Source organism: Stenotrophomonas sp. Steno-Z4 (assembly GCF_056393145.1).
Genome location: NZ_JBWJPC010000001.1, coordinates 1,313,846 through 1,340,262, shown reverse-complemented (window position 1 = coordinate 1,340,262; position 26,417 = coordinate 1,313,846). Strand labels below are relative to the sequence as shown.

General features: G+C 67.0%; 25 protein-coding genes and 1 pseudogene. 16 read left to right on the top strand and 10 right to left on the bottom strand.

Annotation, left to right across the window (positions count from 1 at the left end):
* Window positions 1-31 precede the first annotated feature (31 nt).
* Window positions 32-484, top strand: coding sequence for an Rrf2 family transcriptional regulator (locus AC06E7_RS05945; protein WP_426805240.1), 453 nt, complete (start codon window positions 32-34; stop codon window positions 482-484).
* Window positions 474-1,382 (top strand): NAD(P)/FAD-dependent oxidoreductase, encoded by a 909-nt coding sequence (locus AC06E7_RS05940; protein ID WP_478063485.1) that lies wholly within the window; start codon window positions 474-476, stop codon window positions 1,380-1,382. The genes AC06E7_RS05945 and AC06E7_RS05940 overlap by 11 nt, the downstream gene beginning before the upstream one ends.
* A 58-nt stretch (window positions 1,383-1,440) precedes the next feature.
* On the opposite strand, the gene AC06E7_RS05935 is transcribed toward AC06E7_RS05940, so the two are convergent.
* On the bottom strand, window positions 1,441-2,394 hold the full coding sequence (locus AC06E7_RS05935; protein WP_478063483.1) for an aldo/keto reductase: 954 nt from the start codon (window positions 2,392-2,394) through the stop codon (window positions 1,441-1,443).
* Window positions 2,395-2,566: 172 nt separating this feature from the next.
* Between AC06E7_RS05935 and AC06E7_RS05930 the strand changes: the two genes are divergently transcribed.
* Together AC06E7_RS05930 and AC06E7_RS05925 are read left to right on the top strand one after the other, a co-directional pair.
* Window positions 2,567-3,418 carry a class I SAM-dependent methyltransferase gene (locus AC06E7_RS05930; protein ID WP_068854429.1) on the top strand — a complete coding sequence of 284 codons (852 nt, stop codon included), beginning with the start codon at window positions 2,567-2,569 and terminating at the stop codon, window positions 3,416-3,418.
* Between the two features lie 147 nt (window positions 3,419-3,565).
* The gene (locus tag AC06E7_RS05925) at window positions 3,566-4,102 is read left to right on the top strand and encodes a pseudouridine synthase (protein ID WP_320457738.1); all 537 of its coding nucleotides are present in this window, start codon (window positions 3,566-3,568) and stop codon (window positions 4,100-4,102) included.
* A 60-nt stretch (window positions 4,103-4,162) separates the two neighbouring features.
* Here AC06E7_RS05925 and AC06E7_RS05920 read toward each other — a convergent pair whose 3' ends face one another.
* Both AC06E7_RS05920 and hrpB read right to left on the bottom strand, forming a co-directional pair.
* Window positions 4,163-4,552, bottom strand: a complete 390-nt coding sequence (locus AC06E7_RS05920; RefSeq protein ID WP_068854427.1) for a hypothetical protein — start codon at window positions 4,550-4,552, stop codon at window positions 4,163-4,165.
* Window positions 4,553-4,696: 144 nt separating this feature from the next.
* The gene (gene hrpB / locus AC06E7_RS05915; RefSeq protein WP_478063479.1) at window positions 4,697-7,201 is read right to left on the bottom strand and encodes an ATP-dependent helicase HrpB; all 2,505 of its coding nucleotides are present in this window, start codon (window positions 7,199-7,201) and stop codon (window positions 4,697-4,699) included.
* 81 nt (window positions 7,202-7,282) lie between these two features.
* Here hrpB and AC06E7_RS05910 point away from each other — a divergent pair, with 81 nt between their 5' ends.
* Window positions 7,283-8,098 (top strand): TatD family hydrolase, encoded by an 816-nt coding sequence (locus tag AC06E7_RS05910; RefSeq protein ID WP_093532671.1) that lies wholly within the window; start codon window positions 7,283-7,285, stop codon window positions 8,096-8,098.
* Window positions 8,099-8,264: 166 nt separating this feature from the next.
* Here AC06E7_RS05910 and AC06E7_RS05905 read toward each other — a convergent pair.
* From AC06E7_RS05905 to AC06E7_RS05890, 4 genes and pseudogenes are all read right to left on the bottom strand, one after another.
* Window positions 8,265-9,133, bottom strand: a pseudogene (locus AC06E7_RS05905) (NAD-dependent epimerase/dehydratase family protein).
* Window positions 9,134-9,135: 2 nt separating this feature from the next.
* Window positions 9,136-10,080 (bottom strand): 2-dehydropantoate 2-reductase, encoded by a 945-nt coding sequence (gene panE, locus AC06E7_RS05900; protein ID WP_478063477.1) that lies wholly within the window; start codon window positions 10,078-10,080, stop codon window positions 9,136-9,138.
* A 54-nt stretch (window positions 10,081-10,134) separates the two neighbouring features.
* Window positions 10,135-10,935 carry an ABC transporter permease gene (locus AC06E7_RS05895; protein WP_478063475.1) on the bottom strand — a complete coding sequence of 267 codons (801 nt, stop codon included), beginning with the start codon at window positions 10,933-10,935 and terminating at the stop codon, window positions 10,135-10,137.
* Window positions 10,932-11,891: an ABC transporter ATP-binding protein gene (locus tag AC06E7_RS05890; protein ID WP_093532674.1), complete on the bottom strand. Its 960-nt coding sequence runs from the start codon at window positions 11,889-11,891 to the stop codon at window positions 10,932-10,934. Before AC06E7_RS05890 ends, AC06E7_RS05895 begins: the two co-directional genes overlap by 4 nt.
* A gap of 105 nt (window positions 11,892-11,996) precedes the next feature.
* Between AC06E7_RS05890 and AC06E7_RS05885 the strand changes: the two genes are divergently transcribed.
* Genes AC06E7_RS05885 through AC06E7_RS05875 form a run of 3 tightly spaced genes read left to right on the top strand, consistent with a single transcriptional unit; the run spans window position 11,997 to window position 13,292 of the window.
* Entirely contained in the window at window positions 11,997-12,746 is a 750-nt protein-coding gene (locus AC06E7_RS05885; protein ID WP_095363223.1) for a ferredoxin--NADP reductase, read from the top strand.
* 55 nt (window positions 12,747-12,801) lie between these two features.
* Window positions 12,802-12,999, top strand: coding sequence for a hypothetical protein (locus tag AC06E7_RS05880; RefSeq protein WP_095363222.1), 198 nt, complete (start codon window positions 12,802-12,804; stop codon window positions 12,997-12,999).
* Window positions 12,984-13,292, top strand: a complete 309-nt coding sequence (locus tag AC06E7_RS05875) for a type II toxin-antitoxin system RelE/ParE family toxin (RefSeq protein ID WP_478063472.1) — start codon at window positions 12,984-12,986, stop codon at window positions 13,290-13,292. The genes AC06E7_RS05880 and AC06E7_RS05875 overlap by 16 nt, the downstream gene beginning before the upstream one ends.
* 25 nt (window positions 13,293-13,317) lie before the next feature.
* On the opposite strand, the gene AC06E7_RS05870 is transcribed toward AC06E7_RS05875, so the two are convergent.
* The gene (locus tag AC06E7_RS05870) at window positions 13,318-14,433 is read right to left on the bottom strand and encodes an ATP-binding protein (protein WP_478063470.1); all 1,116 of its coding nucleotides are present in this window, start codon (window positions 14,431-14,433) and stop codon (window positions 13,318-13,320) included.
* A 587-nt stretch (window positions 14,434-15,020) separates the two neighbouring features.
* Here AC06E7_RS05870 and AC06E7_RS05865 point away from each other — a divergent pair.
* The 5 genes from AC06E7_RS05865 to AC06E7_RS05845 all read left to right on the top strand — a co-directional run bounded on the left by AC06E7_RS05865 (window position 15,021) and on the right by AC06E7_RS05845 (window position 19,267).
* Window positions 15,021-15,374: a SymE family type I addiction module toxin gene (locus AC06E7_RS05865; RefSeq protein ID WP_093532677.1), complete on the top strand. Its 354-nt coding sequence runs from the start codon at window positions 15,021-15,023 to the stop codon at window positions 15,372-15,374.
* On the top strand, window positions 15,371-15,601 hold the full coding sequence (locus AC06E7_RS05860) for a hypothetical protein (RefSeq protein WP_095363213.1): 231 nt from the start codon (window positions 15,371-15,373) through the stop codon (window positions 15,599-15,601). Before AC06E7_RS05865 ends, AC06E7_RS05860 begins: the two co-directional genes overlap by 4 nt.
* A gap of 230 nt (window positions 15,602-15,831) precedes the next feature.
* Window positions 15,832-17,343, top strand: a complete 1,512-nt coding sequence (locus tag AC06E7_RS05855) for an alpha/beta hydrolase (protein WP_478063467.1) — start codon at window positions 15,832-15,834, stop codon at window positions 17,341-17,343.
* Entirely contained in the window at window positions 17,340-18,086 is a 747-nt protein-coding gene (locus AC06E7_RS05850; RefSeq protein ID WP_068854388.1) for an ABC transporter ATP-binding protein, read from the top strand. Before AC06E7_RS05855 ends, AC06E7_RS05850 begins: the two co-directional genes overlap by 4 nt.
* Complete coding sequence (locus AC06E7_RS05845) at window positions 18,083-19,267, top strand: ABC transporter permease (protein ID WP_478063465.1); 1,185 nt, start codon at window positions 18,083-18,085, stop codon at window positions 19,265-19,267. Before AC06E7_RS05850 ends, AC06E7_RS05845 begins: the two co-directional genes overlap by 4 nt.
* Window positions 19,268-19,406: 139 nt before the next feature.
* On the opposite strand, the gene AC06E7_RS05840 is transcribed toward AC06E7_RS05845, so the two are convergent.
* On the bottom strand, window positions 19,407-20,423 hold the full coding sequence (locus AC06E7_RS05840) for an energy transducer TonB (RefSeq protein ID WP_068854386.1): 1,017 nt from the start codon (window positions 20,421-20,423) through the stop codon (window positions 19,407-19,409).
* Window positions 20,424-20,580: 157 nt separating this feature from the next.
* Window positions 20,581-21,216 carry a TIGR00645 family protein gene (locus tag AC06E7_RS05835; protein WP_336442730.1) on the bottom strand — a complete coding sequence of 212 codons (636 nt, stop codon included), beginning with the start codon at window positions 21,214-21,216 and terminating at the stop codon, window positions 20,581-20,583.
* Between the two features lie 107 nt (window positions 21,217-21,323).
* Here AC06E7_RS05835 and AC06E7_RS05830 point away from each other — a divergent pair, with 107 nt between their 5' ends.
* The 3 genes from AC06E7_RS05830 to AC06E7_RS05820 all read left to right on the top strand — a co-directional run bounded on the left by AC06E7_RS05830 (window position 21,324) and on the right by AC06E7_RS05820 (window position 26,389).
* Window positions 21,324-22,013 carry a glutathione S-transferase N-terminal domain-containing protein gene (locus AC06E7_RS05830; protein ID WP_093532681.1) on the top strand — a complete coding sequence of 230 codons (690 nt, stop codon included), beginning with the start codon at window positions 21,324-21,326 and terminating at the stop codon, window positions 22,011-22,013.
* Between the two features lie 194 nt (window positions 22,014-22,207).
* Window positions 22,208-24,436 (top strand): S9 family peptidase, encoded by a 2,229-nt coding sequence (locus tag AC06E7_RS05825; protein ID WP_478063462.1) that lies wholly within the window; start codon window positions 22,208-22,210, stop codon window positions 24,434-24,436.
* Between the two features lie 147 nt (window positions 24,437-24,583).
* Window positions 24,584-26,389 (top strand): DUF885 domain-containing protein, encoded by a 1,806-nt coding sequence (locus AC06E7_RS05820; RefSeq protein ID WP_478063460.1) that lies wholly within the window; start codon window positions 24,584-24,586, stop codon window positions 26,387-26,389.
* Window positions 26,390-26,417: the final 28 nt, after the last annotated feature.

Below are 26,417 nucleotides of genomic sequence, written 5' to 3'. Positions count from 1 at the left end.
CGCTGGCAAACTATGTAACTATTGGTGTTACATGAAATCCAGCAATCAATTCTCCGACGCGCTGCACATCATGGCCCACCTGGTCGGTCAGGACGGACCGCGCACCTCCGAACAGCTCGCTACCTGCCTGCCGACCCACCCGGTGGTGATCCGCCGCCTGCTCGCCGCGTTGCACAAGGGCGGGCTGGTCCGCACCGCCCGCGGTCATGGTGGCGGCAGCCAGCTGGCGCGCGACCCGGCCACCATCACCCTGCACGACGTCTATCTCGCCATCGGCTCGCCGGCGCTGCTGCATACCGGCGCGCGCGAAACCGGGCGCGGCTGCCCGGTGCAGCAGGTGGTGAATGCCGCGCTGGATGAGAGCTACCAACAGGCGCAGGCGCTGCTCGAACAGCGCCTGCATGCCACCACGCTGGCGACCCTGGGCGACGCCTTTGCCCAGCACCTGGCCCAGCACAGCAAGGGAGTTCCGCATGACCTTTGATGCCGTGATCGTCGGCGGCAGTTTCGCCGGGCTCTCCGCCGCCATGATGCTGGCGCGTGCGCGCCGCAGCGTGCTGGTGATCGACAGCGGGCTGCCGCGTAACCGCTTCTCCAGCCACTCGCATGGCGTGCTGGGTCTGGATGGCATCTCCGGCGGCGACCTGCTGCGCCAGGCCAAGGCACAGCTGCTCGATTACCCCAGCGTGCGCTGGGCCAACGACACCGCCACCGACGCGCAGCCGACCGTGGATGGTTTCGCGGTAAGCACGGCGGCCGGTGATACATGGGCGGCGCGCAAGCTGCTGCTGGCCACCGGCATCCGCGATGTGTTGCCCGGGCTGCCCGGCCTTGCCGAACGCTGGGGCCACAGCGTGCTGCACTGCCCGTACTGCCATGGCTATGAAGTGGGCGGCGGCGCGATCGGGCTGCTGGGGGGACATCCGATGTCGCCGATCATGGCCGCGCTGATCGCCGACTGGGGCCAGGTCACCTTTTTCACCCAGGGCATGGCACTGGACGAGGAGCAGCTGGGCACGCTGCAGCGGCGCGGGGTGCACATCGAAACGGAAACGGTGGTGGCACTGGAAGGCGACCCGCCGCAGTTGAGTGGGGCGTTGCTGGCCGATGGACGCCACATCGACCTGCGCGCGCTGTTCGTCAGTGCACGCCAGGAAATGGGTTCGCAGCTGGTGGAGCAGCTCGGGTGTGAACTGGAAGAGAGCCCGGTCGGTGTGCTGGTTCGGGTGGATGCGCAGAAGCAGACCACGGTGCCCGGTGTCTACGCGGCGGGTGATGCAACGTTGATGGGCAACATCACCCTGGCCAGTGCGGAGGGCGTGCGCGCCGGGGTCAGCATGCATCACGCGCTGGTGGCCGAAGATGGGGCAGTGGTGGGGTGATGTGGAAACGGCCACCCTGGGGTGGCCGTTGCTGGTGCGGTCTATTCCAGAGGGGTGGTCAGGCGGCGCTGGCGCTTTCCAGCTGTGCGATGTCTTCGGCGGTCAGGCCTACCTGGGCAGCGGCGAGGACGTCGTGCAGCTGTTCCACGCGGGTCGCGCTGACGATCGGCGCGGTGATGCCCGGGCGGGCGATCAACCAGGCAATGGCGACCTGGGCGGGGGTCGCGTTGTAGGTGCCGGCCACGTCATCCAACGCCTGCAGGATGCGCAGGCCACGCGGATTGACGTACTTGGCCACCACGCTGCTGCCGCGCGAGCTGCTCTTGGCCGCATCGTCGGCACTGCGGTACTTGCCGCTGAGGAAGCCGCTGGCCAGCGAGTAGTAGCTGATCACGCCCAGCCCGTGCTCGCGCGCCACCGCTTCCAGCCCACTTTCGTAACCGGCACGGTCATACAGGTTGTACTCCGGCTGCAGCGTCTCGTAGCGGGGCAGCTTGTAGTCCGCCGATACCTTCAGCGCGGCCTGCAACCGCTCGGCGCTGTAGTTGGAGGCGCCAATCGCACGTACCTTGCCCTGTTCGATCAACCGGCCAAACGCGGCCAGCGTGGTTTCCAGCGGCGTGGACTCGTCATCCTCGTGCGCCTGGTAGAGATCGATGACATCGGTCTGCAGGCGGCGCAGCGAATCTTCCACGGCCGCACTGATGTTGTCGGCGGACAGCCCCGGGTGTTCGGCCCACTTGGCCACCTTGGTGGCCAGCACCACCTTGTCGCGCTTGCCGCTGCGCTGGAACCAGCGGCCCAGGATCGTTTCCGATTCACCGCCCTTGTTCCCGGGCACCCAGGCCGAATACACATCGGCGGTATCGACCAGGCTGTAGCCGGCATCGACGAACGCATCGAGCAGGGCGAACGAGGTCTTCTCGTCCGCGCCCCAGCCGAAGACGTTGCCGCCGAACGCGATGGGAAGCACTTTCAGGCCGGAACGGCCGAGTTCGCGCGGTGCAGTCATGGGCAATCCTCCAGTCAAATCCAATGTCACAGCATAAGTGCCTGTCCATGACACCGCTGCGGCGCGGCCCACAAAACAGTGTTCCGCTTCGCTGCACTGCACTAACGTTTTGTGAACACCTTTGACATCGCGGCTGATAGGCTCGCCGCATCCCGCCACCGTACGTGATCCGATGAAAGCCCGTTCGCTCAGCTGTGCCTGCCTGTTCACCGTGTCCACGCTGCTGCTTGCCGCCCCCGCCATGGCCATCAAGCCAGCCGGCCCCAACGCCCAGCCCGCCATCACCGCCGCCGTCCAGGCTGCCGTCGACGGCAAGGGCCGCACGCCGGACAACGTGAAGCGCGACGCCTACCGGCACCCGGCGCAGACGTTGTCGTTCTTCGGCGTGGAACCGGGCAAGACCGTGGTGGAAATCACCCCCGGTGGCGGCTGGTACTCGGAAATCCTCGCCCCGCTGCTGCGAGACAAGGGCACCTACGTCGCGGCGGTGGTCGACCCGATGGCGGTTGCTGAAGGCAAGGCCCGCGATTACCAGCAGCGCGGTCGCGACGGGCTGGAAAAGAAGTTCGCCGGCACCCCGGCGCTCTACGACAAGGCCAAGATCGTGGGTTACGACCCCAAAGCCCCCAAGTTCGGCCCTGACAACTCCGCCGATGTCGTGCTGACCTTCCGCAACGTGCACAACTGGCGCAGCGCCAACCAGGCCGAAGGCATGTTCAAGGGCTTCTACAGCGTGCTCAAGCCCGGTGGCGTGCTCGGCGTGGTCGAACACCGTGCCAAGGCCGACGTGCCGGCCGACGACAAGAGCGGCTACGTGGGCCAGGCCCAGGTCATCGCCATGGCCGAAGCGGCCGGCTTCAAACTGGCCGGCAGCAGCGAGATCAACGCCAACCCGCGCGATACCAAGGACCACCCGAACGGCGTGTGGACCCTGCCGCCGGTGAACAACCATGACGCCGCCGATGATGCCAAGTACAAGGCGATCGGTGAAAGCGACCGCATGACCCTTCGTTTCGTGAAGTAGTGCCGGGCCCTGCCCGGTACGCGGGCGCACGACCCACGGTCGTGCGCTACCGGTTGAGATAGCGGTAGGTACCGACCGTTGGTCGGTACCACGGCGTCCGAAGCCGTGTAATGGGACAATGACACCTCGTCACTTCTGTCCCGCCCCATGCTGATCGCTCTCAACAAGCCCTTCAACGTCCTGTGCCAGTTCACCGACAGCAGCCAGCCGCCACGCGCGACCCTGGCCGGCTTCGGCCTGCCGCCTGACGTATACGCGGCAGGTCGTCTGGACTACGACAGTGAGGGCCTGCTGCTGCTCACCGACGACGGCAGGCTGGCACATCGGCTGACCGACCCACGCCACAAGGAAGACAAGACCTACTGGGTGCAGGTGGAAGGTGCGCCGACCGACGAGCAGGTACAGGCGTTGCGCAGGGGCGTGCAGTTGAACGACGGCCCGACCCTGCCCGCACGCGTGGAGTACCTGGAAACCCCAACGTTGTGGGAGCGCACGCCACCGGTGCGGTTCCGCAAGACCGTGCCTGATGCCTGGCTGGCCATCACCCTGCGCGAAGGGCGCAACCGCCAGGTGCGGCGGATGACGGCGGCGGTCGGCCTGCCTACCCTGCGGCTGGTGCGCGTGGCGATGGGCCCGCACCGGTTGGCGGACCTGCAGCCCGGCCAGTGGCGGCGGATCGATTGATCCAAACAAAAACCGCCGGACATGCCGGCGGTTTTCGTCTACTGCAACGTGCCTGATGGATCAGGCGTCGCTGCCGATATCGCTGTGCTCATCCACCACCGTGGTGTTGCGGCGGTTGCGCGCGCTGATGCGCTCGGCCTGCCCATTCACCACGCTGCCGTTGGCCAGCTTCTTCTTCTGCTGCTTGCGGTACAGCGCGTAGCCCAGCAGGCCTACACCTACTGCGGCCACGGCGATAGTGGCCGCCGGATTACGGCGCACCGCTTTGGCGGCCACCTTGCTGCCGGTCTTCACCGCACCCAGCGCCGCACCGGTCTTGATCCAGTCCGTCGCCTGCGGGCCGAGGTGGCGCAGGTTGCTGCCGGCGTGCTTCAGGCCATCGCCTGCGCTGCTTGCCAGATCCAGTGCACGCTCCAGGGCGCGGTCGGTAATCACGGTCAGTCTGCTCATTGGGGGGTCCTTTGCCTCGGTTCGAAATCCAGTGTCGCGCGGGGGCCGTGTAGGGCGTGTTATCCACCAGGCACGGCATGGTCACGACGATAACCAATCCGCGCGATCCATTCAGGTGGACCCGCGGCGCACGGTCAGCCGGCGTTATGTCCCGCGCGGCTTGGCGCGATGGGTGGCGCTGGCGGTCCACGGATCATCCGGCCACGGGTGCCGTGGGTAGCGCCCCTTCATTTCCTTTTTGACCTCGGCATAGGTGTTGGCCCAGAAGTTGCGCAGGTCCTGGGTGACCTGCAGCGGGCGGCCACCGGGCGACAGCAGGTGCAGCGTGAGCGGCACGCGGCCATCGGCGATGCGCGGCGTATCGGCCAGCCCGAACAGCTCCTGCAGCTTCACCGCCAGCACCGGTGGCTGCGGCGTGCTGCCATCGGCCTCCAGCGCATACGTGATCGGCCGCTCCATCCCCGACGGCACCGCGATACGCACCGGCGCATGCTTGTCGATCAGCTGGCGCTGCGCCCACGGCATCGGCGATTTCAGTGCCTCGCCCAGCGTGGACTCATCCAGCGCATCCAGGCGCGTCTTGCCATTGAACGCCGGCGTCAGCCATGTCGTGAGCGTCTCCATCAGCGCCGCATCAGACACCTCCGGCAGGTCCAGCTCCGGCATCCACGCACGCAGCGAGAGCGCTCGCGCCTGCCACTGGCGCAGGCCGTCGGTCCACGGCAATGCCTCAAGTCCCAGCTCACGCACCGCCTCGGTCAGCGCCTGCGCGGCCTGCGCCGGATCCACCCGCCCGGCCGAGCGGCTGTCCAGCACGATGCGGTCGAAGCGGCTTTCGCGGCGCGCCACCAGCGCCCGCTTGTCCGCGTCCCAGCGCACCACATCCTGCTGCTGGAAGCGCTGCGGGAAATCCCGGCGCAGGCGGTTCTCGTCCACCGGCGCGGCGCGCTGCAGCAGCGCATCACGGGCCTCGTAGCGCAGTTCCACCGCCACCAGCCACGGCTCACCGCGCAGGTCGCTGGGGTCGAACAAGCGCGCGCTGCGCCCATTGGCCAACAGGTAACGCAGCGGGTCGGTGGGATGCCGCGCCGCGATCCGGTCCGGGAAGGCGTGCGCCAGCAGGTCGCCCAGCTGGTGGGCCTCCACTGAAGACGGCGGCGCGGTGTCGCAGCGCAGGCGCCGCCGCCACTGCTTGCTGGCCGCATCGATGGCCGCCAGCGCGCCGCGATTGGCGTCCTGCGGCACGCGTCCCTGCCGGAATGCGGCCAGCGCCCGCCACCGCGCGGCCAACGCATCGCCGCCGTGGCGCAGCGGATCCCGCGCTTCCACCAGCGCGGCCAGGTCGCAGGCCAGCGCCTGCTCGGTGCCGTTGCCGGCCGCCAGCAGCATCGCCGACAGCCGTGGGTGCGTGCCCAGGGTGAGCATGCGCCGGCCCAGTGCGGTGAGCGCGCCGCTATCGCCCAGCGCACCCAACCGCTGCAGGAGCTCGCGCGCGGCGGCCATCGCGCCCACCGGCGGCGCATCCACGAAACGCAGGTCCTCGCTGCCCCAGGCAGCCAGCTCCAGCGCCAGCGCGGCCAGCTCCACCTGTGCGATCTCCGGCCGGCGCTGCGCTTCCAGCCGCTGCGACTGCGGCCACAGCCGCCAGGCCCAGCCTTCGGCCACGCGCCCGGCGCGGCCGGCGCGCTGGTCGGCCGAGGCCTGCGCGATGTTCACCACGTCCAGCCGCGAAAAACCGCTGTTGGGGTCGTAGCGCGGCTCGCGCGCCAGCCCCGCATCCACCACCACGCGCACCCCGGGCAGGGTCACCGAGGATTCGGCCACGTTGGTGGCCAGCACCACCCGGCGCTGGCCCTGCGGATCGGGCTGCAGCACGCGCGACTGCTGCTCCACCGGCAGCTCGCCGTGCAGCGGCAACACCTGGATATCGGCCGGCAACGCCTGTTCCAGCGCCGCCTGGGTGCGCGCGATCTCGCGTTGGCCGGGCAGGAACACCAGCACATCCCCGGGGTGCTCGGCCAAGGCCTGCTCCACCGCGCGCCGTGCCTGCGCCTCAAGGGATTCATCGCGGCGGGCCGGGAAATGGCTCACCGCCACCGGGAAGCTGCGGCCGGCGCTGCTCAGGCGCGGGGCGTCCAGAAACTGCGCCAGCCGCTCGCCATCCAGCGTCGCCGACATCACCACGATGCGCAGGTCCTCGCGCAATTGCGCCTGCACATCCAGCGCCAGCGCCAGCCCCAGATCGGCGGCCAGGTGGCGCTCATGGAATTCATCGAACAGCAGAGCGCCCACGCCGTCCAGCATCGGGTCGTCCTGCAGCATGCGGGTGAGGATGCCCTCGGTGACCACCTCCACCCGGGTGCGTGCCGAGACCTTGTTCTCGAAGCGGATGCGGTAGCCCACCGTGCCGCCGACCTCTTCCCCCAGCTGCCGCGCCATGAACTGCGCGGCGCTGCGCGCGGCCACCCGGCGCGGTTCCAGCATGATGATCTTCCGGCCTTCCAGCCACGGCGCGTCCAGCAGCGCCAGCGGCACCTGGGTGGTCTTGCCTGCGCCAGGGGGCGCTTCCAGCACCAGGCGCGGGTGCGTGGCCAGCTGCGTGGCGATCTGCGGCAGCAGCCCGGAAATCGGAAAACTCGGCGTACTCATGGCGCAAGGATACGGGCCGGCGGCGGGGCCGGCGAGCCGGCCGGGCTACAATGGCGCGATTCATTGCCCCGTAGCTGCCCCATGCAACTGATCGATATCGGCGCCAACCTCACCCACGATTCCTTCGACCGCGACCGCGATGCCGTGCTGGCCCGCGCCCGCGACGCCGGCGTGGTGCAGATGGTGCTGACCGGCGCCAGCCGCGAGCATTCGCCGATGGCCCTCGACCTGGCGCGCCAGCACCCGGGCTTCCTGTACGCCACCGCCGGCGTGCACCCGCACCACGCGGTGGAATACACCGACGAATGCGATGCCGAAATGCGCGCGCTGCACGCCCACGCCGAAGTGGTGGCGGTGGGCGAGTGCGGCCTGGACTATTTCCGCGATTTCGCCCCGCGCCCGGCCCAGCACCGTGCCTTCGAGCGCCAGCTGCAGCTGGCCAGCGAGGTGCGCGCCGCCGATGGACAGCGCAAGCCGCTGTTCCTGCACCAGCGCGACGCGCATGCCGATTTCATGGCGCAGATGAAGAACTTCGACGGCCGCATCGGCGCCGCGGTGGTGCATTGCTTCACCGGCGAGCGCCAGGAGCTGTTCGATTACCTGGACCAGGACTGGTACATCGGCATCACCGGCTGGCTGTGCGACGAGCGCCGTGGCGCGCACCTGCGCGAGCTGGTGAAGCACATTCCGGCCGAGCGGCTGATGATTGAAACCGACGCACCGTACCTGCTGCCGCGCAGTTTGAAGCCGATGCCGAAGGATCGTCGCAACGAGCCGATGTTCCTGGCGCATATCGTGGAAGAGCTGGCGCGGGATCGCGGCGAGGATGTGGAGCTGACCGCAGCGAATGCCACCGCAGCGACGCGCACGTTCTTCCGCCTGCCAGACGCGCGCTGACCCGGGCCCTGCCGTGTCGCTGCCTTGGTAGGGTCGCATCCCGATCGACCGCCGATACCAATGGGCAGGCCGTAGAAGGCATGACCGATGGCGAAGGCACGTCGCCGGAGAGGTCAATGCATCAAAGCACCGATCACTCCTATCGGCGGTTGTTTGGGAACCAACCCTACCGGATGGCGTCCTGAAGGCCTTCGCGGTATGTGGCGAAGTTCGGCTTCCACCCCAACGCTTCGCGCGTGCCCCGGCTGTCGATGCGCTTGTTGCTGGCGTAGAACCGCCGCAACGCCGGGCTTACCGACGGGTCATCCCACGCCACCGCAGGTGGCATCGCAAACCCACCCAGCTCCGCCGCGAACGCCAGCACCTCCTGCGGTGCGGCCGGCTCGTCGTCGGCGGGCAGATACAACGCCTCACCGGGTGAGCCATCGCGGCAACAACGACCGCCGCCAGATCCTCCACATGCAGCCGGTTGAACACCAACCCCGGCCGCACCACATGCCGCGCCCGACCTTCCGCAAGCTGCACCAGCGCATTGCGCCCGGACCCATAGATCCCGGGCAGCCGGAACACGGCAGACGCCACGCCCTTGTCACGTGCGAACCCGCGCCACTGCGCCTCGGCCAGCAACCGCCGCCGCGCCGTGTCATCCACCGCATCGGCCACCGACGACTCGTCGATCCAGCCGCCCTCGCGGTCGGCGTACACCGCCGTTGAAGAGAGATAGCCCACCCAGCGAAGTACCGTACTGGCACGCAGCGCTTCGGCCACCAACCGCAACGCAGGGTCACCGGCATCATCCGGAGGCACCGTACAGATCACCGCCTCCGCGCTGCGGATGGCTTCACGCAGCGCATCATCAACAGGCTGCCCCGCCACCAGCCGGTGGCGGACAACACCACCGTCGGCCGCCGCGTCCGGCTCCCGCACCGTGCCACTGCAGGCCACACCCTGGGCCCGTAACAGCGCCGCCACGTGCCGCCCGCTGTAGCCAAGCCCCAGCACCAGAACCCGCGTCGGTGCAGCGCCGGCAGCCATGCTCAGCCCGCGCGCTGGCGCTGGCGCTGGTAAGCCTGCAGATGCGCATACGCCACCGCCAGCAGCGGCGCCGCCTGGCCGGCCGCGCGTGCCCGCACCAGCATGTCGCCCACGATCTGCTCGGCCTCCACCTGCTGGCCGGCCTCCAGATCGCGCAGCATCGACGCCTTCAGCGCCGAACCTTCCTGCGTGGTCGCCGCCAGTGCCACCGCCTGCGCCTTCTCCGGAATCGGCTCACCCGACGCCTCGGCCACCGCCAGGCATTCGGCATACAGCCCGCGCACGATCTCCGCACCATCATCCGTCGCCACGATCGTGCCCACATCCGCCCGCATCAGGCAGGTTGCCGCCGCCAGCGTGGTCAGGAACGTGTACTTGACCCACTGCTCCTGCCCAATGGCATCGCTGGCCACATGGTCCACCCCGGCCTGTACGCACGCCGCCGCCAGCGCCAGTACCCGCGCACTGTTGCCGGGCGTATCACGCTCGCCAAAGGTCAGCTTCGCCGCTGGCGCCAGGTGCAGCACCGCCCCATCGGCGGCCTTGGTCGCACTGATGAAGCACAGCCCACCCAGCACCGCATCGCGGCCGAAGCGCGCATCCAGTGCCGCGTAGTGGCGCAGCCCGTTGAGGATCGGCAGCACCGTCGTACGCGAGGACAACGCAGGTGCAATCGCCTCGATGGCGCTGTCCAGGTCGTACGCCTTGCAGCTCAGGATCACCAGATCGAAGGGCTGCTCTGCGGCAAGCGCAGGCAGCGCATCGGCAGTGACGTGGGCTACCGGGAAGCTCGCATCACCCAGCGGGCTGCGAATCACCAGGCCCTCGCTGTCCAGCTGAGCCGCGCGGACAGGGCGGACGAGGAAGGTCACGTCGACCCCCGCCTGGGCCAGGCGGCCGCCGAAGTAACCGCCGGTACCACCGGCACCCAATACAAGTATGCGCATGCGTTTCTCCAACTACTTCGAGGGCCGGCCAACGGCCGGCGCTACCGGGGTAGATCAGCTCCGCATGCCTACGCCGCGCTTCAGGAGCCACAGCGCCAGCGCGGTCAGCACCACCACGAAACCGATCATCAGCGCATACGCCACCCACAGCGGCACGTCGCTCGTACCCAGCAGGCCGTAGCGGAACGCGTTCACCATGTAGAAGATCGGGTTCGCATGCGTAGCGGCTTCAGCCCACGTCGGCAGCAGCTTCACCGAATAGAACACGCCGCCCAGGTAGGTCAGCGGGGTCAGGATGAAGGTCGGCACGATCGCCACGTCATCGAACTTCTTGGCGTACACCGCATTGATGAAACCGGCCAGCGAGAAGATCGTCGCGCCCAGCAGCACCGTGGTCAGCGTCACCAGCGGGTGTGGAATGCGCACCGGTGTGAAGAACATCGCGATGAGCAGCACGATCACGCCCACCATCAACCCGCGCAGCACCGCGCCGGCCACGTAACCCCACAGGATCACCCAGTTCGGCATCGGGCTCACCAGCAGCTCTTCCACGTGCCGCCCGAACTTCGCCCCGAAGAACGACGAACTGATGTTGCCGTAGCTGTTCTGGATCACGCTCATCATCACCAGGCCTGGCACGATGAACTGAATGTAGCTGTAGCCGCCCATCTCGCCCACGCGCGACCCGATCAGCCCGCCGAAGATCAGGAAGTACAGCGTCATCGTGATCGCCGGCGGCACCAGCGTCTGGCCCCAGATGCGCAGGATGCGCGCCACTTCGCGGCGCACGATCGTCATCAGCGCAATCCGGTTGCGCTGGCCGTCGGTCAGGACCGGGGTCGGGGTGCTGCTCATGCGGCGTTCTCCTGGTTGCCGGTGAGGCGCACGAACAGCTCCTCCAGGCGGTTGCTCTTGGTCCGCATCGACCGCACCCGGATGCCCGACGCGTTCAGCGCCGCGAACACCCGGTTCAGATCCATCGCGCGCGGCATGTCCACGTCCAGCGTGTGCCCGTCGATGGCCACCATCGTGGTGCCCTCGATCACCGGCAGCTGCGTCGGCAGCTCACCGTCGATATCGAACAGGAAGCCTTCCACGTCCAGCTTGGCCAGCAGCTCGCGCATCGGCCCCTGGGTCACGATCTGGCCGTGGTTGATGATGGCCAGGTTGCGGCACAGGTGCTCGGCCTCTTCCAGGTAATGGGTGGTGAGGATGATCGTGGTGCCGGCCGCGTTGATCTCCTTCAGCACCCGCCACATGTCGCGGCGGATCTCGATATCCACGCCCGCGGTGGGCTCATCCAGGATCAGCAGGCGCGGGCGGGTCATCATCGCCCGGGCGATCATCAGCCGGCGCTTCATGCCGCCCGACAGCGTCCGGCTCATCACCTGCGCCTTTTCCCACAGATGGGCGCGCTTGAGCTCCTCCTCGGCCATCTTCTCGGCCTCGGCACGGGCCACGCCATAGAAGCCGGCGTAGTTGACCAGGATGTCGAAGGGCTTCTCGAACAGGTTGAAGTTGATTTCCTGTGGCACCAGGCCGATCAGGCGCATGGTGGCGCTGCGGTTGCGCACCAGGTCGCTGCCGAATACCTCCACCTGGCCCTCGCTGAGGTTCACCAGCGAGCTGATGATCCCGATCAGGGTGGACTTGCCGGCCCCGTTCGGGCCCAGCAGCGCGAAGAAGTCGCCCGGGGCAACGTCCAGCGAAACCCCTTTCAGGGCTTGGGTGCCGTTGTCATAGGTCTTGCGGAGGTCGCGCACCCGCAGGGCGGGGGCGGTACTGGTCGCGGGAGTGTTCTGGGATGCCAAGCTCTTGCCTTCGCGCCCATGGGACGGCGCTGGATAGGGGCGGGGGAGCGGCTATTATAGAAGCCCCCGAGGGTCTGCCCCGGCTACACACTGTTTCCCAAATTCGTGCCTGTTCAATTCCCCCTCAAGCTGATCGACCGGCGCATGCTGGCCCCCACCGTCGGCCACTACCAGTTCCTGCGTGATGACGGCCAACCGCTGGATTTCCAGCCCGGACAGTTCATCCAGGTCCATTTCGAGTACGCCGACGGCACTGCCACCAAGCGCAGCTACTCCCTGGCCACCATCCACGACCACGCCATGGCCCCCGGCGAAGCCGTTGATATTGCAGTCAGCTTTGTGCCCGGCGGCGCCGCCACGGCCCTGTTCGAGGGCCTGGACCTGGGCGGCCACGTGACCGCCAGCGGCCCGTTTGGCCGGTTCTGCCTGATGCCGGGCGATCACAACGCCCGCTACCTGCTCATCGCCACCGGCACCGGGGTCACCCCGTACCGCTCCATGCTGCCGCTGCTGGCCACCGCCATGGCCGAGCGCGGGGTGGAAGTGGTGCTGCTCCAAGGCGCCCGCACCCCTGAAGAGCTGCTCTACAGCGAAGACTTCTACGCCTTCGCCGCCGCCCACCCGGGCTTCCGCTACGTGCCGTGCCTGTCCCGCGAGCTGCCCGACAGCCCGCACCCGGACGTCCGCCATGGCTACGTGCAGCAGCACCTGGCCGAGTTTGCGCCCAACCCCGCCACCGACATCGCCTACCTGTGCGGCAACCCGGACATGGTGGATGCGACCTTCGAGGCGCTGAAGGAAGCGGGCTTGCCGACGCCGCAGGTGCGGCGGGAGAAGTACGTCAGCAGCAAGTGACGCTGGGCTGGAGTAAGGGGGCTAGAATGGCCCCATCAGATCCGGAGCTACCGCCATGACGCCCCCCGTGACTGCCAAGCAGGAAGTCGCCCAGTTGCTGAATCAACTGCCGGACGATTCCACGCTTGAAGACATCCAGTACCACGTCTATGTATTGGAGAAGATCCAGCGCGGCCGCGCGGATGTGGACGCTGGCCGGGTCCACACCACAGAACAGGCGCGCGAGCGGCTGGGTAAATGGCTGGACCGCTGAACTGGACGAGCGAGGCGCTCGAAGATATCGACGCCATCGCAGAGTTCATTGCACGAGACTCCCCGCGCCACGCCAGACGGATCATCGAAGCGCTGTTTGAGCTGGGCAATGTGATTGAGGTCCATCCCTTTGCGGGTAGGGTAGTGCCAGAGGTTGGCCGTACAAGCCTGCGAGAGCGCTTCCTCTACAGCTATCGAGTCATTTACGAAATTCGTGCTGACCAGATTGCAGTACTCGCAGTCCTTCACGGTAAGAGACTGCTTGATTCTGTCGACGAGCGGCTGGGCGGCTGACGTTCGGGCATATGCGCTGGGAGCTTCAGCGGGCTGGAATCGACCCACTCGCGAGGTACGTTGCCAACGCGCGGTCTTCGATCTCGTACTCGCCCTTTTCACCCTTGGGTGCCAGCACCAGGTTCTTCACCAGTCGATTGACGGCGGTTTGAACCCGCTGGGGGTTGCACGCGTTCTTCTCTTCCAGTCGATCCGTGACCATGGCGCTGAAGTCCGTACTGAACAGGCTCTCCGGCTGTTGGGTAGCCAGGTGTTGCAGGATGATCCTGTCGATCGGTTTCAACCTCAGCCACTGCTCGCGTAGACCGGTTTCGCCTATCTCGTGCTGCCAGCGGCGCAGGCCATCCCACGGGTCCGATGTGATGCCAACCACCATGTGCAGGATGATCTGGTTGAGGTAGAGCGGCACCCGGGCAATGCGTTCGAAGACGCTGGCCAGCTCCACCTGATCAACCTTGCGTCCGGTCATCTGCGCAAAGATGTGGGCGCGGTTGGCCACAAAGTCGTTGCCCAGCTGCGGCAGAGGAAGTGAAAGCGCTGCGTCAAACAGCGGCGCTCTACGCTTGCGGAACATCTCATTGAGTGCATCGCGGGAGGACCCTGTAAAGAAGAGCTTCAACTTCGGCTGCAGCTCAAGCATCGAAGCGCGGAAGCAGGCGACGAAATCCTCGTGCATTCCGGCAGCGAGCGTCTGGAATTCATCCAGGATGAGCAGAACCGGCTTGTTGCTGGCCTGCGCCAGATTCTGCATTGCGGTTCTGAGCCTGCCTTGCAGGTCAGCTTGCGCACCCGTCTTTGTCCACTCGGCGTGTACCCCAGATCCGGCGTAAGCCGCATTGGCGGTCACCTTGTCAGGCTTGATGGCCTTGGACAAAAGGCCCTTGGGCCGCGCGGCGGCTTCCAGCTCCTCCACCAGAGCTACTTCCGGATGGTCCCGCCTGACCCAAAGGTCGATGTAGCACGCCCGCCAGCCCCACGCCTCAGCAGCCGGAACCAGGTCGTTATTCACGAACAGGGTTTTCCCCATACGCCGCGCGGCGAACATGGTGATGGCGTGCGTGAGCCCGGAGCCAAGCGCCTGATGGATGGTGTGGACGAGGTCTGCACGAGGGAAGTAGTGGATATCGGCAAGCGTACTCATTATGGGAATTTATGGGAAAACTCATAATTATGATTTCAATCATAAGATTCCATAATTCACGTCCCACTGCCGTGACGCCGCCCCAGAACCGCTGGGCCAGACACGCCAACAGCAGGCCGGGCGCACAGTTTCGCTCGGTCATGCGGTATCCCTACACATGCATCGGAAATCGGGAGCATGTCCGAACTCAGGGAACGCTTGCCCTGTGCGCGCACTCGTCTTCTGACGCGCGCTGATGAACGCGAGCATGAGTACGATGGATTGTTCCTACTGAACTCCGCTAGTTCATATGCCCTGACTGTTGGTAGCTGCGCTTTCAGCGCCATATGCGTCATGCAGAAGGTTTTGCCTACCGAAGTCGGGAAATCAAGAGGCACAAACAATTTCCCATCGCTGGCAGCGGCGCGCATGGTGTGTTCCGGAGCGTAGAAACTCCAAAAACACGAGAATTGGATGTCCTGCGTCGGGAGGGTGGCTAATACAACACCCTCGTGGAAATACGCCCGCCGAGTTTTCGTGTTTTACGGTTTCTAACCTCCCGACTCCCTCGCCATCCCGGCGAGGGATCTTCCTGCTGGAGGCAGACCATGAAAAGGCAACTACCCGACGACAGCTACAACGACTACCCTTCCCAATCCGCGATTGCCCGGCGCGCACGCGAACGCCGTACGCAATCCCCGCCGTGCACCCCACCCGCACACTTCCACGAAGAGCTGAAGGTTCCCTACCTCAAGATCCGCGGCCAGTGGCTGCGGCAGATGGGCTTCAACGTGGGCCGCAAGCTGCAGATTGAAGCCTGCGCTGGCGTCATCACCATCAAGCTGCTGGGCACGCCAGCAGTGGAAGACCCGCGGGTGCCCCGGTTCGTGGAACGCACGATCTTCCACGGTGAGGTCAACGCCGACCTGGGGCAGTTCCTGCCCGAGGACGTCATCCCATGAAGAAGCAGGTCTACTTGCGGGTGAAGTTGGATCCCGCCCTACGCCGCGCCTTCCAACTTTCCGCGTGGCGCAGCGAACGATCACCCAGCTACGTGCTTCGGTCGTTGATCCAGAACTGCGTGTCCCTGGATCGGAACCTCAATGGCCTTGATATTGAGGTCTGGGGCGATTGCTTCCCGCTGGAAGGTGAAGCGACGAGGCAGCCGAACCGGCAGCGCTCCCGGTGAAGAGGTAGCAACGCCACCGCTACCCGGAGCGCGTTGCCATGTAAGCGTCCGCACCACGCACCAATGCAAATCCGGTTACGGGCCCGTCTCCGGCAAGTTCAGCACCCTATCCTGGTCGGTCTCCTCGCGCTGGCGCAGGGACGAAACCCCTCGTCGAATCGGGCATGTCACATCCAGCCCGCCCATCCGTCATGGCATGCTGAGACCCTTCAATCCAGGATGCGATCGAAATGCGACTTTCCTGCCGTCCCCTGGCCACCAGTGCGGCGTTGCTGCTGCTGGCGGCCTGCCAGGCCACTCCGGAGGCACCCCCGGAAGCGGCTGAGCGCCAGTACGGAACACTGACGTTCAAGCCCTGCACCCTTACCAGCGCCCAGGCCAGCAACAACGTCGAAGCCGAGTGCGCCACCCTGCAGGTACCTGAGAACCCCGATGCGCCCACTGGCCGCAAGATCGGGCTCAACATCGCCCTTCTGGATACCGCCAACGAAGGCGAGGGCAAGCAGGACCCGGTGTTCTTCCTGGCCGGCGGGCCGGGCCAGTCGGCCACGCAGGTGGCGGCCATCATCAACCAGTCGCTGCGCGACGTGCGCAAGAAGCGCGACATCATCCTGGTCGACCAGCGCGGCACCGGCAAATCCAACCCGCTCAGCTGCGTGGATGCCGACGGCAAGGAGCTTTCGTTCGACGAGAACGCGGCGGCCACGCCCGAAGTGATCGCCGAGTTCGCCACCCGCTGCGCTGCCGCGGTGGCCGAGCGTGCCGACACCCGTTTCTACACCACCACCCAGGCCATCGGTGACCTGGACGCGGTGCGTGCTGCGCTGGGCGTGGACAAGATCAACCTGGTCGGCGGTTCCTATGGTACTCGCGTGGCCCAGCAGTACGCCGCGCGCTTCCCGCAGCACACCCGTGCGGTGGTGATCGACGGGGTGGCGCCGAACGACCTGGCGGTGGGCGGCGATTTCGCCAACACCTTCGAATCGGCGATCGAGCTGCAATCCGCCCAATGCCGCAAGGACCCGGCCTGCGCCAAGCGCTTCCCGGTCGATACCCGCACCCAGCTGCGCAACGTGATGACCACGCTGGCCAAGGCCCCTGTGGAAGTGGAGTACCGTGACCCGGGCACCGCCGCGGTACGCCGCGACCCGATCAGCGCCAACACCGTGACCAGCCTGGCCTTCATGTTCTCGTACATGCCGGAACTGTCCTCGCTGCTGCCGGTGGTGCTGGACGAAGCCGCGCAGGGCCGCTACGCGCCGCTGATGTCGCTCAACAGCCTGGCCACGCGCAACATGGCCGGGCAGATGAACCAGGGCATGCAGTGGTCGGTGATCTGCGCCGAAGACGCCGACCGCTACCAGGAAGCGCCGGCCGGCGACCGCCTGCTTGGCCCGGAAGTGGCGCGCATGTTCTTCGCGGCCTGCCCGGTGTGGAACGTGGGCACGCGCCCTAAGAACTTCACCGCGCCGTTGAGCACCGACGTGCCGGTGCTGCTGCTGTCGGGCGAATTCGACCCGGTCACCCCGCCGCGCTACGCCGAACAGGTGCTCAAGCACCTGCCCAACGGCCGCCACATCGTGGCCAAGGGCCAGGGCCATGGCACCCTTGGCGCCGGCTGCATGCCGCGCCTGCTCGCGCAGTTCATGGACAAGGCCGACGCCAAGGCACTCGACGCCTCCTGCCTGGATACCCTCACCGCGGTGCCGGCCTTCACCTCGTTCAACGGATGGGAACCATGATCGTCGCCGAGAACCTGCATAAAGCGTTCAAGACCAAGACCGGCCTGATCAAGGCGGTGGACAACGTCGGCTTCCAGGCCGAAGACGGTCGCATCACCGGGCTGCTCGGCCCCAACGGCGCCGGCAAGACCACCACCATGCGCATGCTCTACACCCTGATGTCACCCGACCAGGGCCGGGTGCTGGTGGATGGACTGGACGTGGCCACCCACCCGGTGGAGGTCCGTCGCCGCCTGGGCGTGCTGCCCGACGCACGCGGCGTGTACAAGCGGCTGACCGCGCGCGAGAACATCGCCTACTTCGGCGAGCTGCACGGCATGAGTGCCGCGCACATCCGCGAGCGCACCAAGGTGCTCTCCAAGGCGCTGGACATGGAAGACATCCTGGACCGCCAGACCGACGGCTTCTCCCAGGGGCAGCGCACCAAGACCGCCATTGCGCGCGCGCTGGTGCACGACCCACGCAACGTGATCCTGGACGAACCCACCAACGGCCTGGACGTGATGACCACCCGCGCGCTGCGGGGGTTCCTGCGCGAGCTGCGCGACGAAGGCCGCTGCGTGATCTTCTCCAGCCACATCATGCAGGAGGTGGCCGCGCTGTGCGACACGATCGTGATCATTGCCAAGGGCACGGTGATGGCCGCCGGCACGGCCGACGAGCTGCGCGCGCTGACCGGCGAAGCGAACCTGGAAGATGCCTTCGTGAAGGCGATCGGCAATGAAGAAGGACTGCACGCATGAGCGCGTTTGCTACGTTGTTGACCGTCATGCGCAAGGAACTGCGCGACCTCTCGCGTGACCGCCGTACCCTGGCGCTCACCCTGCTGCTCGGGCCGTTGCTGTACCCGGTGCTGATCCTGGGCATGGGCAAGCTGGCCGAGACCCGGTTCAAGACCCAGATCGACACCCCGCTGGACATCCCGACCATCGGCCGCGAGCACGCCCCCAACCTGGTGCGCTTCCTGGCCTCGCAGGGACTCAACGCGGTGGATCCGCCGAAGGACCTGACCGCGGAGATCCGAGACCAGAAGATCGACATCGCCCTGCGCATCAGCCCGGAGTTCGGCAAGGACTGGGCCGAGGGTCGCCCGGCACTGGTGGAGATCGTGCAGGACAGCACCCGCCGCGATGCCGATATTCCCACCGCACGCCTGAAGGCGGCCCTCAACGGTTACAGCCAGCAGGTGGGCGCGCTGCGCTTGCTGGCGCGCGGTATCGACGCGCAGGTGGCACGCCCGCTGGACGTGGCCACCCAGGACCTGGCCACGGCCGAGGCCAAGCGCGGTGTGATGCTGTCGCTGCTGTTGCCGATCCTGCTCACCATCACCTCGTTCCTGGGCGGTGCCTACCTGGTGATGGACACCACCGCGGGCGAGCGTGAGCGGCAGTCGCTGGAACCGTTGCTGGCCACCCCGGCCCGGCGCAGCGCCATCGTCAGCGGCAAGATCGCCGCCGCCTGCGTGGTGGGCGTGGTGTCGCTGCTGCTCACGCTGGCGGCGTTCAAGCTCAGCGCGCAGCTGTCCACCGGTGCAGCGGCGCGGCAGCTCAACATGGGCCTGCTGTCGATGCTGCAGATGCTGTTCGTGATGATGCCGATCCTGTTCATCGGCACCTCGCTGCTGACCTTCCTCTCGGCAGCGGCCAAGAGCATGAAGGAGGCGCAGAGCCACATGACCTGGCTGATGCTGCTGCCGATGCTGCCCGGTTACGCGCTGATGGTGTACCCGGTGAAGTCCGAGCTGTGGCAGCTGGCGGTGCCGTTCCTGGCGCAGAACCAGATGCTGCTGAAGATCATCCGCCACGAACCGATCAGCCCGCAGTTGTGGGCGGTGTACCTGGTGGCAGGCTTCGGCCTGGCCGCACTGCTGTGGTTCGCCGCCGTACGCCGTTACCACCAGGAGCGCCTCGCGATCTCCGGTTGATTTCCGGGCGGCTGTGTACCGACCAACGGTCGGTACCTACCGCCACGGCAGCCGGTAGGTATCGACCGTTGGTCGATACGGCGGCAACAAAAAACCCCGGATCGCTCCGGGGTTTTTCTTTTTGCCCATCAATCGTGGATCAACCGCCCGGTGCAAACGACAGCGTGCGGCGGGTGGTGACCGGGGCGCTGACCGGTTCGAACTTCCAGCGCTTGACCGCGTTGAGCGCCTCGCGGTCGAAGATGCGGGCCGGGGTGGCGCGCAGCACGCGCGAGCTGGTGACCGAACCGTCGGTGCCCACCGTGATTTCCACCAGCACTTCGCCCGAGGTACCGGCGCGCAGTGCGTCGGTCGGGTAGCGCGGCGCCGGGGTGCTGATCGGGCGCAGGGCGGCGGCGGCGGCCGGTGCAGCGGTGGGCTGGCGGGCAGCAGCGGCCTGGGCGGCAGCGGCAGCCTGCTGGCGCTGTTCGGCTTCGCGGCGGGCCGCAGCCTGGCGCTCGGTGTCCTGGCGCTCGCTTTCGCGGCGGGCGGCGTCCTGCTGCGCAGCGATCTGCTTGGCTGCTTCCGCTTCGGTGGCCTGCTGCTGGCGCTGCTGGTCGGCCAGCAGCTTGACCTTGTTCTCAGCGTCCTTCTTGACCTTGTCGGTCTCTTCCTGGGTGCGCTTGAGGGCGGTCTGCATGCCGTTGGTGATGCCCGACTTCAGGCGCGGCAGCGCCGGTGCGGTGGGGTCCACCTTCTCGATCAGCGCCACCAGGCGCTGGCCTTCGGTGAAGTCCTCGCGGGTCAGGCTCTGCTCGGCGGCAATCAGCGTGTACGGCAGCAGGTCCGACAGTGCGCTCTTGATCGAGGCATCGTCCGGGGTCTTCTCGCGCAGCGCCAGGTAGTACTCCATGGCGTTGTCGCCGGCCGGGCCGTACATGCGGTTTTCGCGCAGGGCCTTGCTGGCGAGGTCACGCAGTTCCTCGGTCCCCATTGACTGGACCTTGGCCGAAACCGCCGGTGCCGGCGGCGCGGCGGCAGGTGCGGCGGCCGTGGCAGCCGGTGCGGTCGGCGCGGCCGGAGCCGTTTCGTCCTTGCCCGAGCAGGCGGCCAGAGCCACCACCAGGGTCAGCGGCACCAGCAGGCGCGCCTTGGCGTTCGTGTTGACGTGCGACATCCAACTCCCCTTTGAAGAACGACGATACGTAAGGCCTGATGCGGTCAGGCCGACCGAAGCCCCGGTACGTTTCCCAGCGTCCGGCGCGGTGCAGCAGGTGCCCAATCTAGCATCCCCGCGCCCTGCTTTGCAGGGCCGGGGCGGGCAGGGCGGGCGCTTAGTGCGCCAGCGACTTGCTCGGGGTGTGGGCCATCAGCTTGTCGGTGTAGGCAATGCCGATCGCCGACAGGATGAATGCGGCGTGGATGATGGTCTGCCACATCACGCCGCTGCCGGTCATGGTGGAGCACTTGAACGAGGCTTCCACGGCCGGGCCGTACTTGGCCACGGCATCCAGCACCGCGGTGACGTACTCCGGGCTGTTGCACGCCGGCAGGCCGTCCAGGTTGCCGGCGCCGATGAAGGTCTTGAGCAGGTGGATCGAGGAGATGCCGATGATCGACAGCGCCAGCTTCACCTTCAGCACGCTCGCATTGACGTGGCTCAGCCACTCCGGCTGGTCCGGGTGATTTTCCAGGCGCAGGCGCGAAACGAAGGTCTCGTAGCCGCCCACGATCACCATCACCAGCAGGTTGGAGATCATCACCACGTCGATCAGGCCCAGCACCAACAGCATGATTTCCTGCTCGCCCATGCTGTTGGCCTTGTGGACCAGGTGCCACAGCTCCTTGCCGAACAGGAACACGTAGACGCACTGCGCCAGGATCAGGCCCAGGTACAGCGGCAGCTGCAGCCAGCGCGAGGCGAAGATCAGGGACGACAGGGGGCTGATGGGCTTTTCGGTCGAGCTCATGCTGGGATGCTGCGTTGCGGGGGACGCCGCAGAGTAGCGGGCCGGCATGACCCTGCCAAGCCAGCTGACGCACTAGACTCGGGATTCCTGAACCGCTGGGTCCTGTCATGATCGATCTGTATTACTGGCCTACCCCGAACGGCCACAAAGTCACCCTGCTGCTGGAAGAGCTGGGCCTGCCGTACACCATCAAGCCGGTGAACATCGGCAGCGGCGACCAGTTCAAGCCCGAATTTCTCGCCATTTCCCCCAACAACAAGATGCCGGCGCTGGTCGACCACCAGCCCACCGACGGGGGCGCGCCGCAGAGCGTGTTCGAGTCCGGGGCGATCCTGCTGTACCTGGCCGAGAAGACAGGGAAATTCCTGCCGGCCGACACCCGCGGCCGGGTGGCGGTGCTGGAATGGCTGTTCTGGCAGATGGCCGGGCTGGGCCCGATGAGTGGCCAGATGGGCCATTTCAATGTGTATGCGCCGGAGCAGATTCCGTACGCCATCGAGCGCTACGGCAACGAAGTGCGCCGCCTGCACGGGGTGATGGACAAGCGCCTGGCCAGCAGCGCCTACCTGGGCGGCGACGACTACAGTATCGCCGACATGGCCAGCTACCCCTGGATTGGTGCGTACGACAAGCTGCCGGCCGATTTCGCCGCGTTCCCGAACCTGAAGCGCTGGCACGACGCCATTGCCGCGCGCCCGGCGACCCAGCGGGCCTACGCGCTGAAGCATCAGGTCAACCCGGATGCCGGCAAGCCGCTGTCCGACGAAGAGCGCAAGCACCTGTTCGGCCAGCGGTAAACCAGGCGGCATCGCCGCCGATCTGCCGCGGTAGAGCCGACTGTCAGTCGGCTGCCCGGAGCGCCCGGTACTCCCGGCAGCCGACTGACAGTCGGCTCTACCCCCCGGCACCCGCCCCCCGGTTTTGGTTAGGATGGTCCGCTCCCAACCCGCCCCACCGGACCGGGAACGCCCAGCCGCCGCCGGAAGATTCCATGCGCCACTTTGTTGCCTCGCTCGCCCTCATGCTCGCCTCGACCACCATCGCCCACGCCGAAAAGCTCACCCTGGATGCCATCACCGGGCCGCTGCCGCTGTCCGGCCCGACCCTGATGAAGCCCAAGGTGGCCCCGGATGGCTCACGCGTGAGCTTCCTGCGCGGCAAAGAGGCCGACCGCAACCAGCTGGACCTGTGGGCGTATGACATCGCCAGCGGCCAGACCCGCCTGCTGGTCGATTCCAAGGTGGTGCTGCCCGGCGATGAAACCCTGAGCGATGCCGAGAAGGCCCGCCGCGAGCGCCAGCGCATTGCCGCCATGACCGGCATCGTGGATTACCAGTGGTCGCCCGACGCGCGCACCCTGCTGTTCCCGCTGGGCGGCGAACTGTATCTGTACGACCTGGACAAGCAGGGCAAGGCCGCCGTGCGCCAGCTCACCCACGGTGAGGGCTTCGCCACCGATGCCAAGCTGTCGCCCAAGGGCGGCTTCGTCAGCTTCGTGCGCGACCGCAACCTGTGGGTGATCGACCTGGCCAGCGGTCGCCAGATCCAGCTCACCCGCGATGGCAGCGAGACCATCGGCAACGGCGTGGCCGAATTCGTCGCCGACGAGGAAATGGACCGCCACACCGGTTACTGGTGGGCGCCGGACGACTCGGCCATCGCTTTTGCGCGCATCGACGAATCGCCGGTGCCGGTGCAGAAGCGCTATGAGATGTACGCCGACCGCACCGAAATGATCGAACAGCGCTACCCGGCCGCTGGCGACCACAACGTCACCGTCAAGCTGGGCGTGATCGCCCCGCGCGCCGATGCCGCCGCGCGCTGGGTCGATCTGGGCCGCAACGCGGACATCTACCTGGCCCGCGTCGATTGGCGCGACCCGCAGCACCTCACCTTCCAGCGCCAGTCGCGCGACCAGAAGACCCTGGAACTGATCCAGGCCGATCTGGAAAGCGGCAAGCAGCGCACCCTGGTCACTGAAACGTCGCCGACCTGGGTGCCGCTGCACAACAGCCTGCATTTCCTCAAGCAGGGCGGCTTCCTGTGGTCGTCCGAGCGCAGCGGTTTCCAGCACCTGTACCGCGTGTCCGATGATGGCAAGAGCGTGACCGCACTCACCAGCGGCAACTGGCCGGTGGACGAACTGCTGGCCGTGGACGAAGACGCCGGCAAGGTCTACTTCCGCGCCGGGGTGGATTCCTCGCGCGAAAGCCAGCTCTACGCCGTGCCGCTGCAGGGCGGGGCGCTGCAGCGCCTGTCCAACGCACCGGGCATGCACAGCGCCAGCTTCGCGAAGAACGCCAGCGTGTACGTGGACAGCTGGTCCAACACCACCACGCCGCCGCAGATCGCGCTGCACCGTGCCAATGGCGAAAAGATCGCCACGCTGGTGGAGAACAACCTGGAAGATCCCAGCCACCCGTACGCGCGCTACCTGGATGCGCAGCGCCCGGTGGAGTTCGGCACCCTCACCGCGGCCGACGGCCGCACCGCGCTGAACTACAGCCTGATCAAGCCCGCTGGCTTCAACCCGGCCAAGCGCTATCCGGTGGTGGTGTACGTGTATGGCGGCCCGGCCAGCCAGACCGTCACCGACAGCTGGCCCGGCCGTGGCGACCACCTGTTCAACCAGTACCTGGCCCAGCAGGGCTATGTAGTGTTTTCGCTGGACAACCGCGGCACCCCGCGCCGTGGCCGCGATTTCGGCGGTGCGCTGTACGGCGTGCAGGGCACGGTGGAAGTGGCCGACCAGCTCAAGGGCGTGGAATGGCTCAAGCAGCAGCCGTGGGTGGACCCGGCGCGCATCGGCGTGCAGGGCTGGTCCAACGGCGGCTACATGACCCTGATGCTGCTGGCCAAGGCGTCGGACCAGTACGCCTGCGGCGTGGCCGGCGCACCGGTTACCGACTGGGGCCTGTACGACACCCATTACACCGAACGCTACATGGACCTGCCGGCGCGCAACGCCAAGGGCTATGAAGAAGCGCGGGTGCTGGCCCACATCGACGGCCTGCGCTCGCGCCTGCTGCTGATCCACGGCATGGCCGACGACAACGTGCTGTTCACCAATTCCACCGAATTGATGAGCGCGCTGCAGAAGCGTGGCCAGCCCTTTGAGCTGATGACCTACCCGGGCGCCAAGCATGGCCTGTCGGGCAGCAACGCGCTGCACCGCTACCGCCTGGCCGAGGATTTCCTGGGCCGCTGCCTCAAGCCGTAACGCACGCTTCCGGGAGCCCCACCTGGCGCCGTCCGTGCCGGTGGGGCGCGGGCGGGGGCCCGCCGGGCGGCGGCCATGACCTCCGGCCGATTGCCGCTGCCTCCCCGAGTGCGTAGGGTCGCAGGCACCCGCTCACTGGAGTCCTGCATGAAGCCGCTTGCCCTTGCCGTCGCGTTGGCCCTTTCCGTCCCCGCCGCGCTCAGTGCGCCGCCGGCCTTCGCTGCCACTCCTGCCGCCACCAAGGCCCCGGCCAGTGCGGCCTGGGTGACCCACAGCAACGAACTGGCGCAGATCCTGCTCGATGCGCAGGGCCCGTTCCAGCCGGAAGAGACCGGCTTCTTCGGCGTGCCGGGCTACGACGACAAGGTGGCCGATTTCGGGCCGGACAACGCCAAGCGCTACCGCGCCGCGATGGCCAAGGCGCGCGACCAGCTCAAGGCCAAGCTGGCCACCGAGCGCGACCCGAACGTGCGCCAGGACCTGGCGATCATGATCGCCGCCGCCGACGAGAACATCGAAGGCAGCGAACTCAACGAAAAGTACCTGCTGCCGTGGAGCGATACCCCGCAGACGGTGTTCAGCGGCATCAACCTGCTGCTGTCCGACCAGGTGCCGGCCGAGCGCCGCGCCAAGGCGCTGGACCGCCTGAAGGCGTATGCCGGCCTGGCCCCGGGCACCACCGCCATCACCACGCTGTCGCGCCAGCGCTATGAAGAGCGCCTGGCCGACAAGACCCTGCTGCAGCCGACGAAGATCGAGGTCGAGCAGTCGCTGGCCAACGTCGATACCTACATCACCGGCATCGAAAAGCTGTTCGACAAGTACAAGGTCGCCGGCGCCGACGAGGCACTTAAGACCATCGCCAGCCAGCTGCGCGAGTACCGCGACTGGACGAAGAGCGAGGTGCTGCCCAAGGCACGTGCCGATGCGCGCCTGCCCGAGCCGCTGTACGCCTTCCAGCTCAAGCGCGTGGGCATCGACATCGACCCCAAGCTGCTGATGCAGCGGGCGCAGCTGGAATTCATGGAAACGCGTTCGGCGATGCGCCAGCTGGCGCCGCTGGTGGTCAAGGCCAAGGGCCTGAAGGTGGCCGACCCGACTGACCCGGTGGCGGTGATCCGCGCGCTGAAGGGTGACAAGATCGCCAACGACCAGCTGGAGCACCACTACCGTGGCGTGATCGATGCGATCGACCCGATCATCCGCGCCCAGAAGATCGTGGACGTGCCGCAGCGCCCGATGCAGATGCGGCTGGGCTCGGCCGCCGAAAGCGCTGCCTCGCCGGCCCCGCACTTCCTGCCGGCGCCGCTGGTGGGCAACACCGGCCAGCAGGGCACCTTCGTGCTGCCGCTGGGCAACCCGGCCGCCGGCGACAAGGCCGCGCAGTACGACGACTTCAACTTCGGCTCGGCCGCGTGGACGCTGAGCGCGCACGAAGGGCGCCCGGGCCATGAGCTGCAGTTCACCGCGATGGTGGAGCGCGGCGTGTCGCTGGCGCGCACGATGTTCGCGTTCAATTCGGTCAACGTGGAAGGCTGGGCGCTGTATGCCGAAGCCGAAATGGTGCCGTACGAGCCGCTGGACGGGCAGCTGATCGCCCTGCAGTTCCGCCTGCTGCGCGCCGCGCGCGCGATGCTTGATCCGATGCTCAACCTGGGCCTGATCGACCGGGCCAAGGCCGAGCGCGTGCTGATCGACGAAGTGGGCCTGTCGCAGGCCATGGCCACCCAGGAACTGGACCGCTACATGGTGCGGTCGCCGGGCCAGGCGGGCAGCTACTTCTACGGCTACACCCGGATCCTGGAACTGCGCATGCAGACCGAACTGGCACTGGGCGCGAAGTTCGACCGCCTGGCGTTCAACAACTTCCTGCTCGACCAGGGCCTGCTGCCGCCGGACCAGCTGGCCAAGGCGGTCAACGAGGTCTTCATCCCGCGGTACACGGCAAAGTAATCAACTCCGCGTGGGCCACGACCAACGG

Bases quoted from the DNA above. Each gene is read 5' to 3' on its own strand.
- AC06E7_RS05875 (WP_478063472.1), top strand. From the start codon at position 12,984: ATGGCTGGACCGCTGAACTGGACGAGCGAGGCGCTCGAAGATATCGAC.
- AC06E7_RS05935 (WP_478063483.1), bottom strand. From the start codon at position 2,394: ATGACTGCACCGCGCGAACTCGGCCGTTCCGGCCTGAAAGTGCTTCCC.
- AC06E7_RS05850 (WP_068854388.1), top strand. From the start codon at position 17,340: ATGATCGTCGCCGAGAACCTGCATAAAGCGTTCAAGACCAAGACCGGC.
- AC06E7_RS05940 (WP_478063485.1), top strand. From the start codon at position 474: ATGACCTTTGATGCCGTGATCGTCGGCGGCAGTTTCGCCGGGCTCTCC.
- AC06E7_RS05865 (WP_093532677.1), top strand. From the start codon at position 15,021: ATGAAAAGGCAACTACCCGACGACAGCTACAACGACTACCCTTCCCAA.
- AC06E7_RS05880 (WP_095363222.1), top strand. From the start codon at position 12,802: ATGACGCCCCCCGTGACTGCCAAGCAGGAAGTCGCCCAGTTGCTGAAT.
- AC06E7_RS05825 (WP_478063462.1), top strand. From the start codon at position 22,208: ATGCGCCACTTTGTTGCCTCGCTCGCCCTCATGCTCGCCTCGACCACC.
- AC06E7_RS05830 (WP_093532681.1), top strand. From the start codon at position 21,324: ATGATCGATCTGTATTACTGGCCTACCCCGAACGGCCACAAAGTCACC.
- AC06E7_RS05895 (WP_478063475.1), bottom strand. From the start codon at position 10,935: ATGAGCAGCACCCCGACCCCGGTCCTGACCGACGGCCAGCGCAACCGG.
- AC06E7_RS05835 (WP_336442730.1), bottom strand. From the start codon at position 21,216: ATGAGCTCGACCGAAAAGCCCATCAGCCCCCTGTCGTCCCTGATCTTC.
- AC06E7_RS05945 (WP_426805240.1), top strand. From the start codon at position 32: ATGAAATCCAGCAATCAATTCTCCGACGCGCTGCACATCATGGCCCAC.
- AC06E7_RS05855 (WP_478063467.1), top strand. From the start codon at position 15,832: ATGCGACTTTCCTGCCGTCCCCTGGCCACCAGTGCGGCGTTGCTGCTG.
- AC06E7_RS05930 (WP_068854429.1), top strand. From the start codon at position 2,567: ATGAAAGCCCGTTCGCTCAGCTGTGCCTGCCTGTTCACCGTGTCCACG.
- AC06E7_RS05845 (WP_478063465.1), top strand. From the start codon at position 18,083: ATGAGCGCGTTTGCTACGTTGTTGACCGTCATGCGCAAGGAACTGCGC.
- AC06E7_RS05925 (WP_320457738.1), top strand. From the start codon at position 3,566: ATGCTGATCGCTCTCAACAAGCCCTTCAACGTCCTGTGCCAGTTCACC.
- hrpB (WP_478063479.1), bottom strand. From the start codon at position 7,201: ATGAGTACGCCGAGTTTTCCGATTTCCGGGCTGCTGCCGCAGATCGCC.
- AC06E7_RS05870 (WP_478063470.1), bottom strand. From the start codon at position 14,433: ATGAGTACGCTTGCCGATATCCACTACTTCCCTCGTGCAGACCTCGTC.
- AC06E7_RS05920 (WP_068854427.1), bottom strand. From the start codon at position 4,552: ATGAGCAGACTGACCGTGATTACCGACCGCGCCCTGGAGCGTGCACTG.
- AC06E7_RS05860 (WP_095363213.1), top strand. From the start codon at position 15,371: ATGAAGAAGCAGGTCTACTTGCGGGTGAAGTTGGATCCCGCCCTACGC.
- AC06E7_RS05820 (WP_478063460.1), top strand. From the start codon at position 24,584: ATGAAGCCGCTTGCCCTTGCCGTCGCGTTGGCCCTTTCCGTCCCCGCC.
- AC06E7_RS05910 (WP_093532671.1), top strand. From the start codon at position 7,283: ATGCAACTGATCGATATCGGCGCCAACCTCACCCACGATTCCTTCGAC.
- panE (WP_478063477.1), bottom strand. From the start codon at position 10,080: ATGCGCATACTTGTATTGGGTGCCGGTGGTACCGGCGGTTACTTCGGC.
- AC06E7_RS05840 (WP_068854386.1), bottom strand. From the start codon at position 20,423: ATGTCGCACGTCAACACGAACGCCAAGGCGCGCCTGCTGGTGCCGCTG.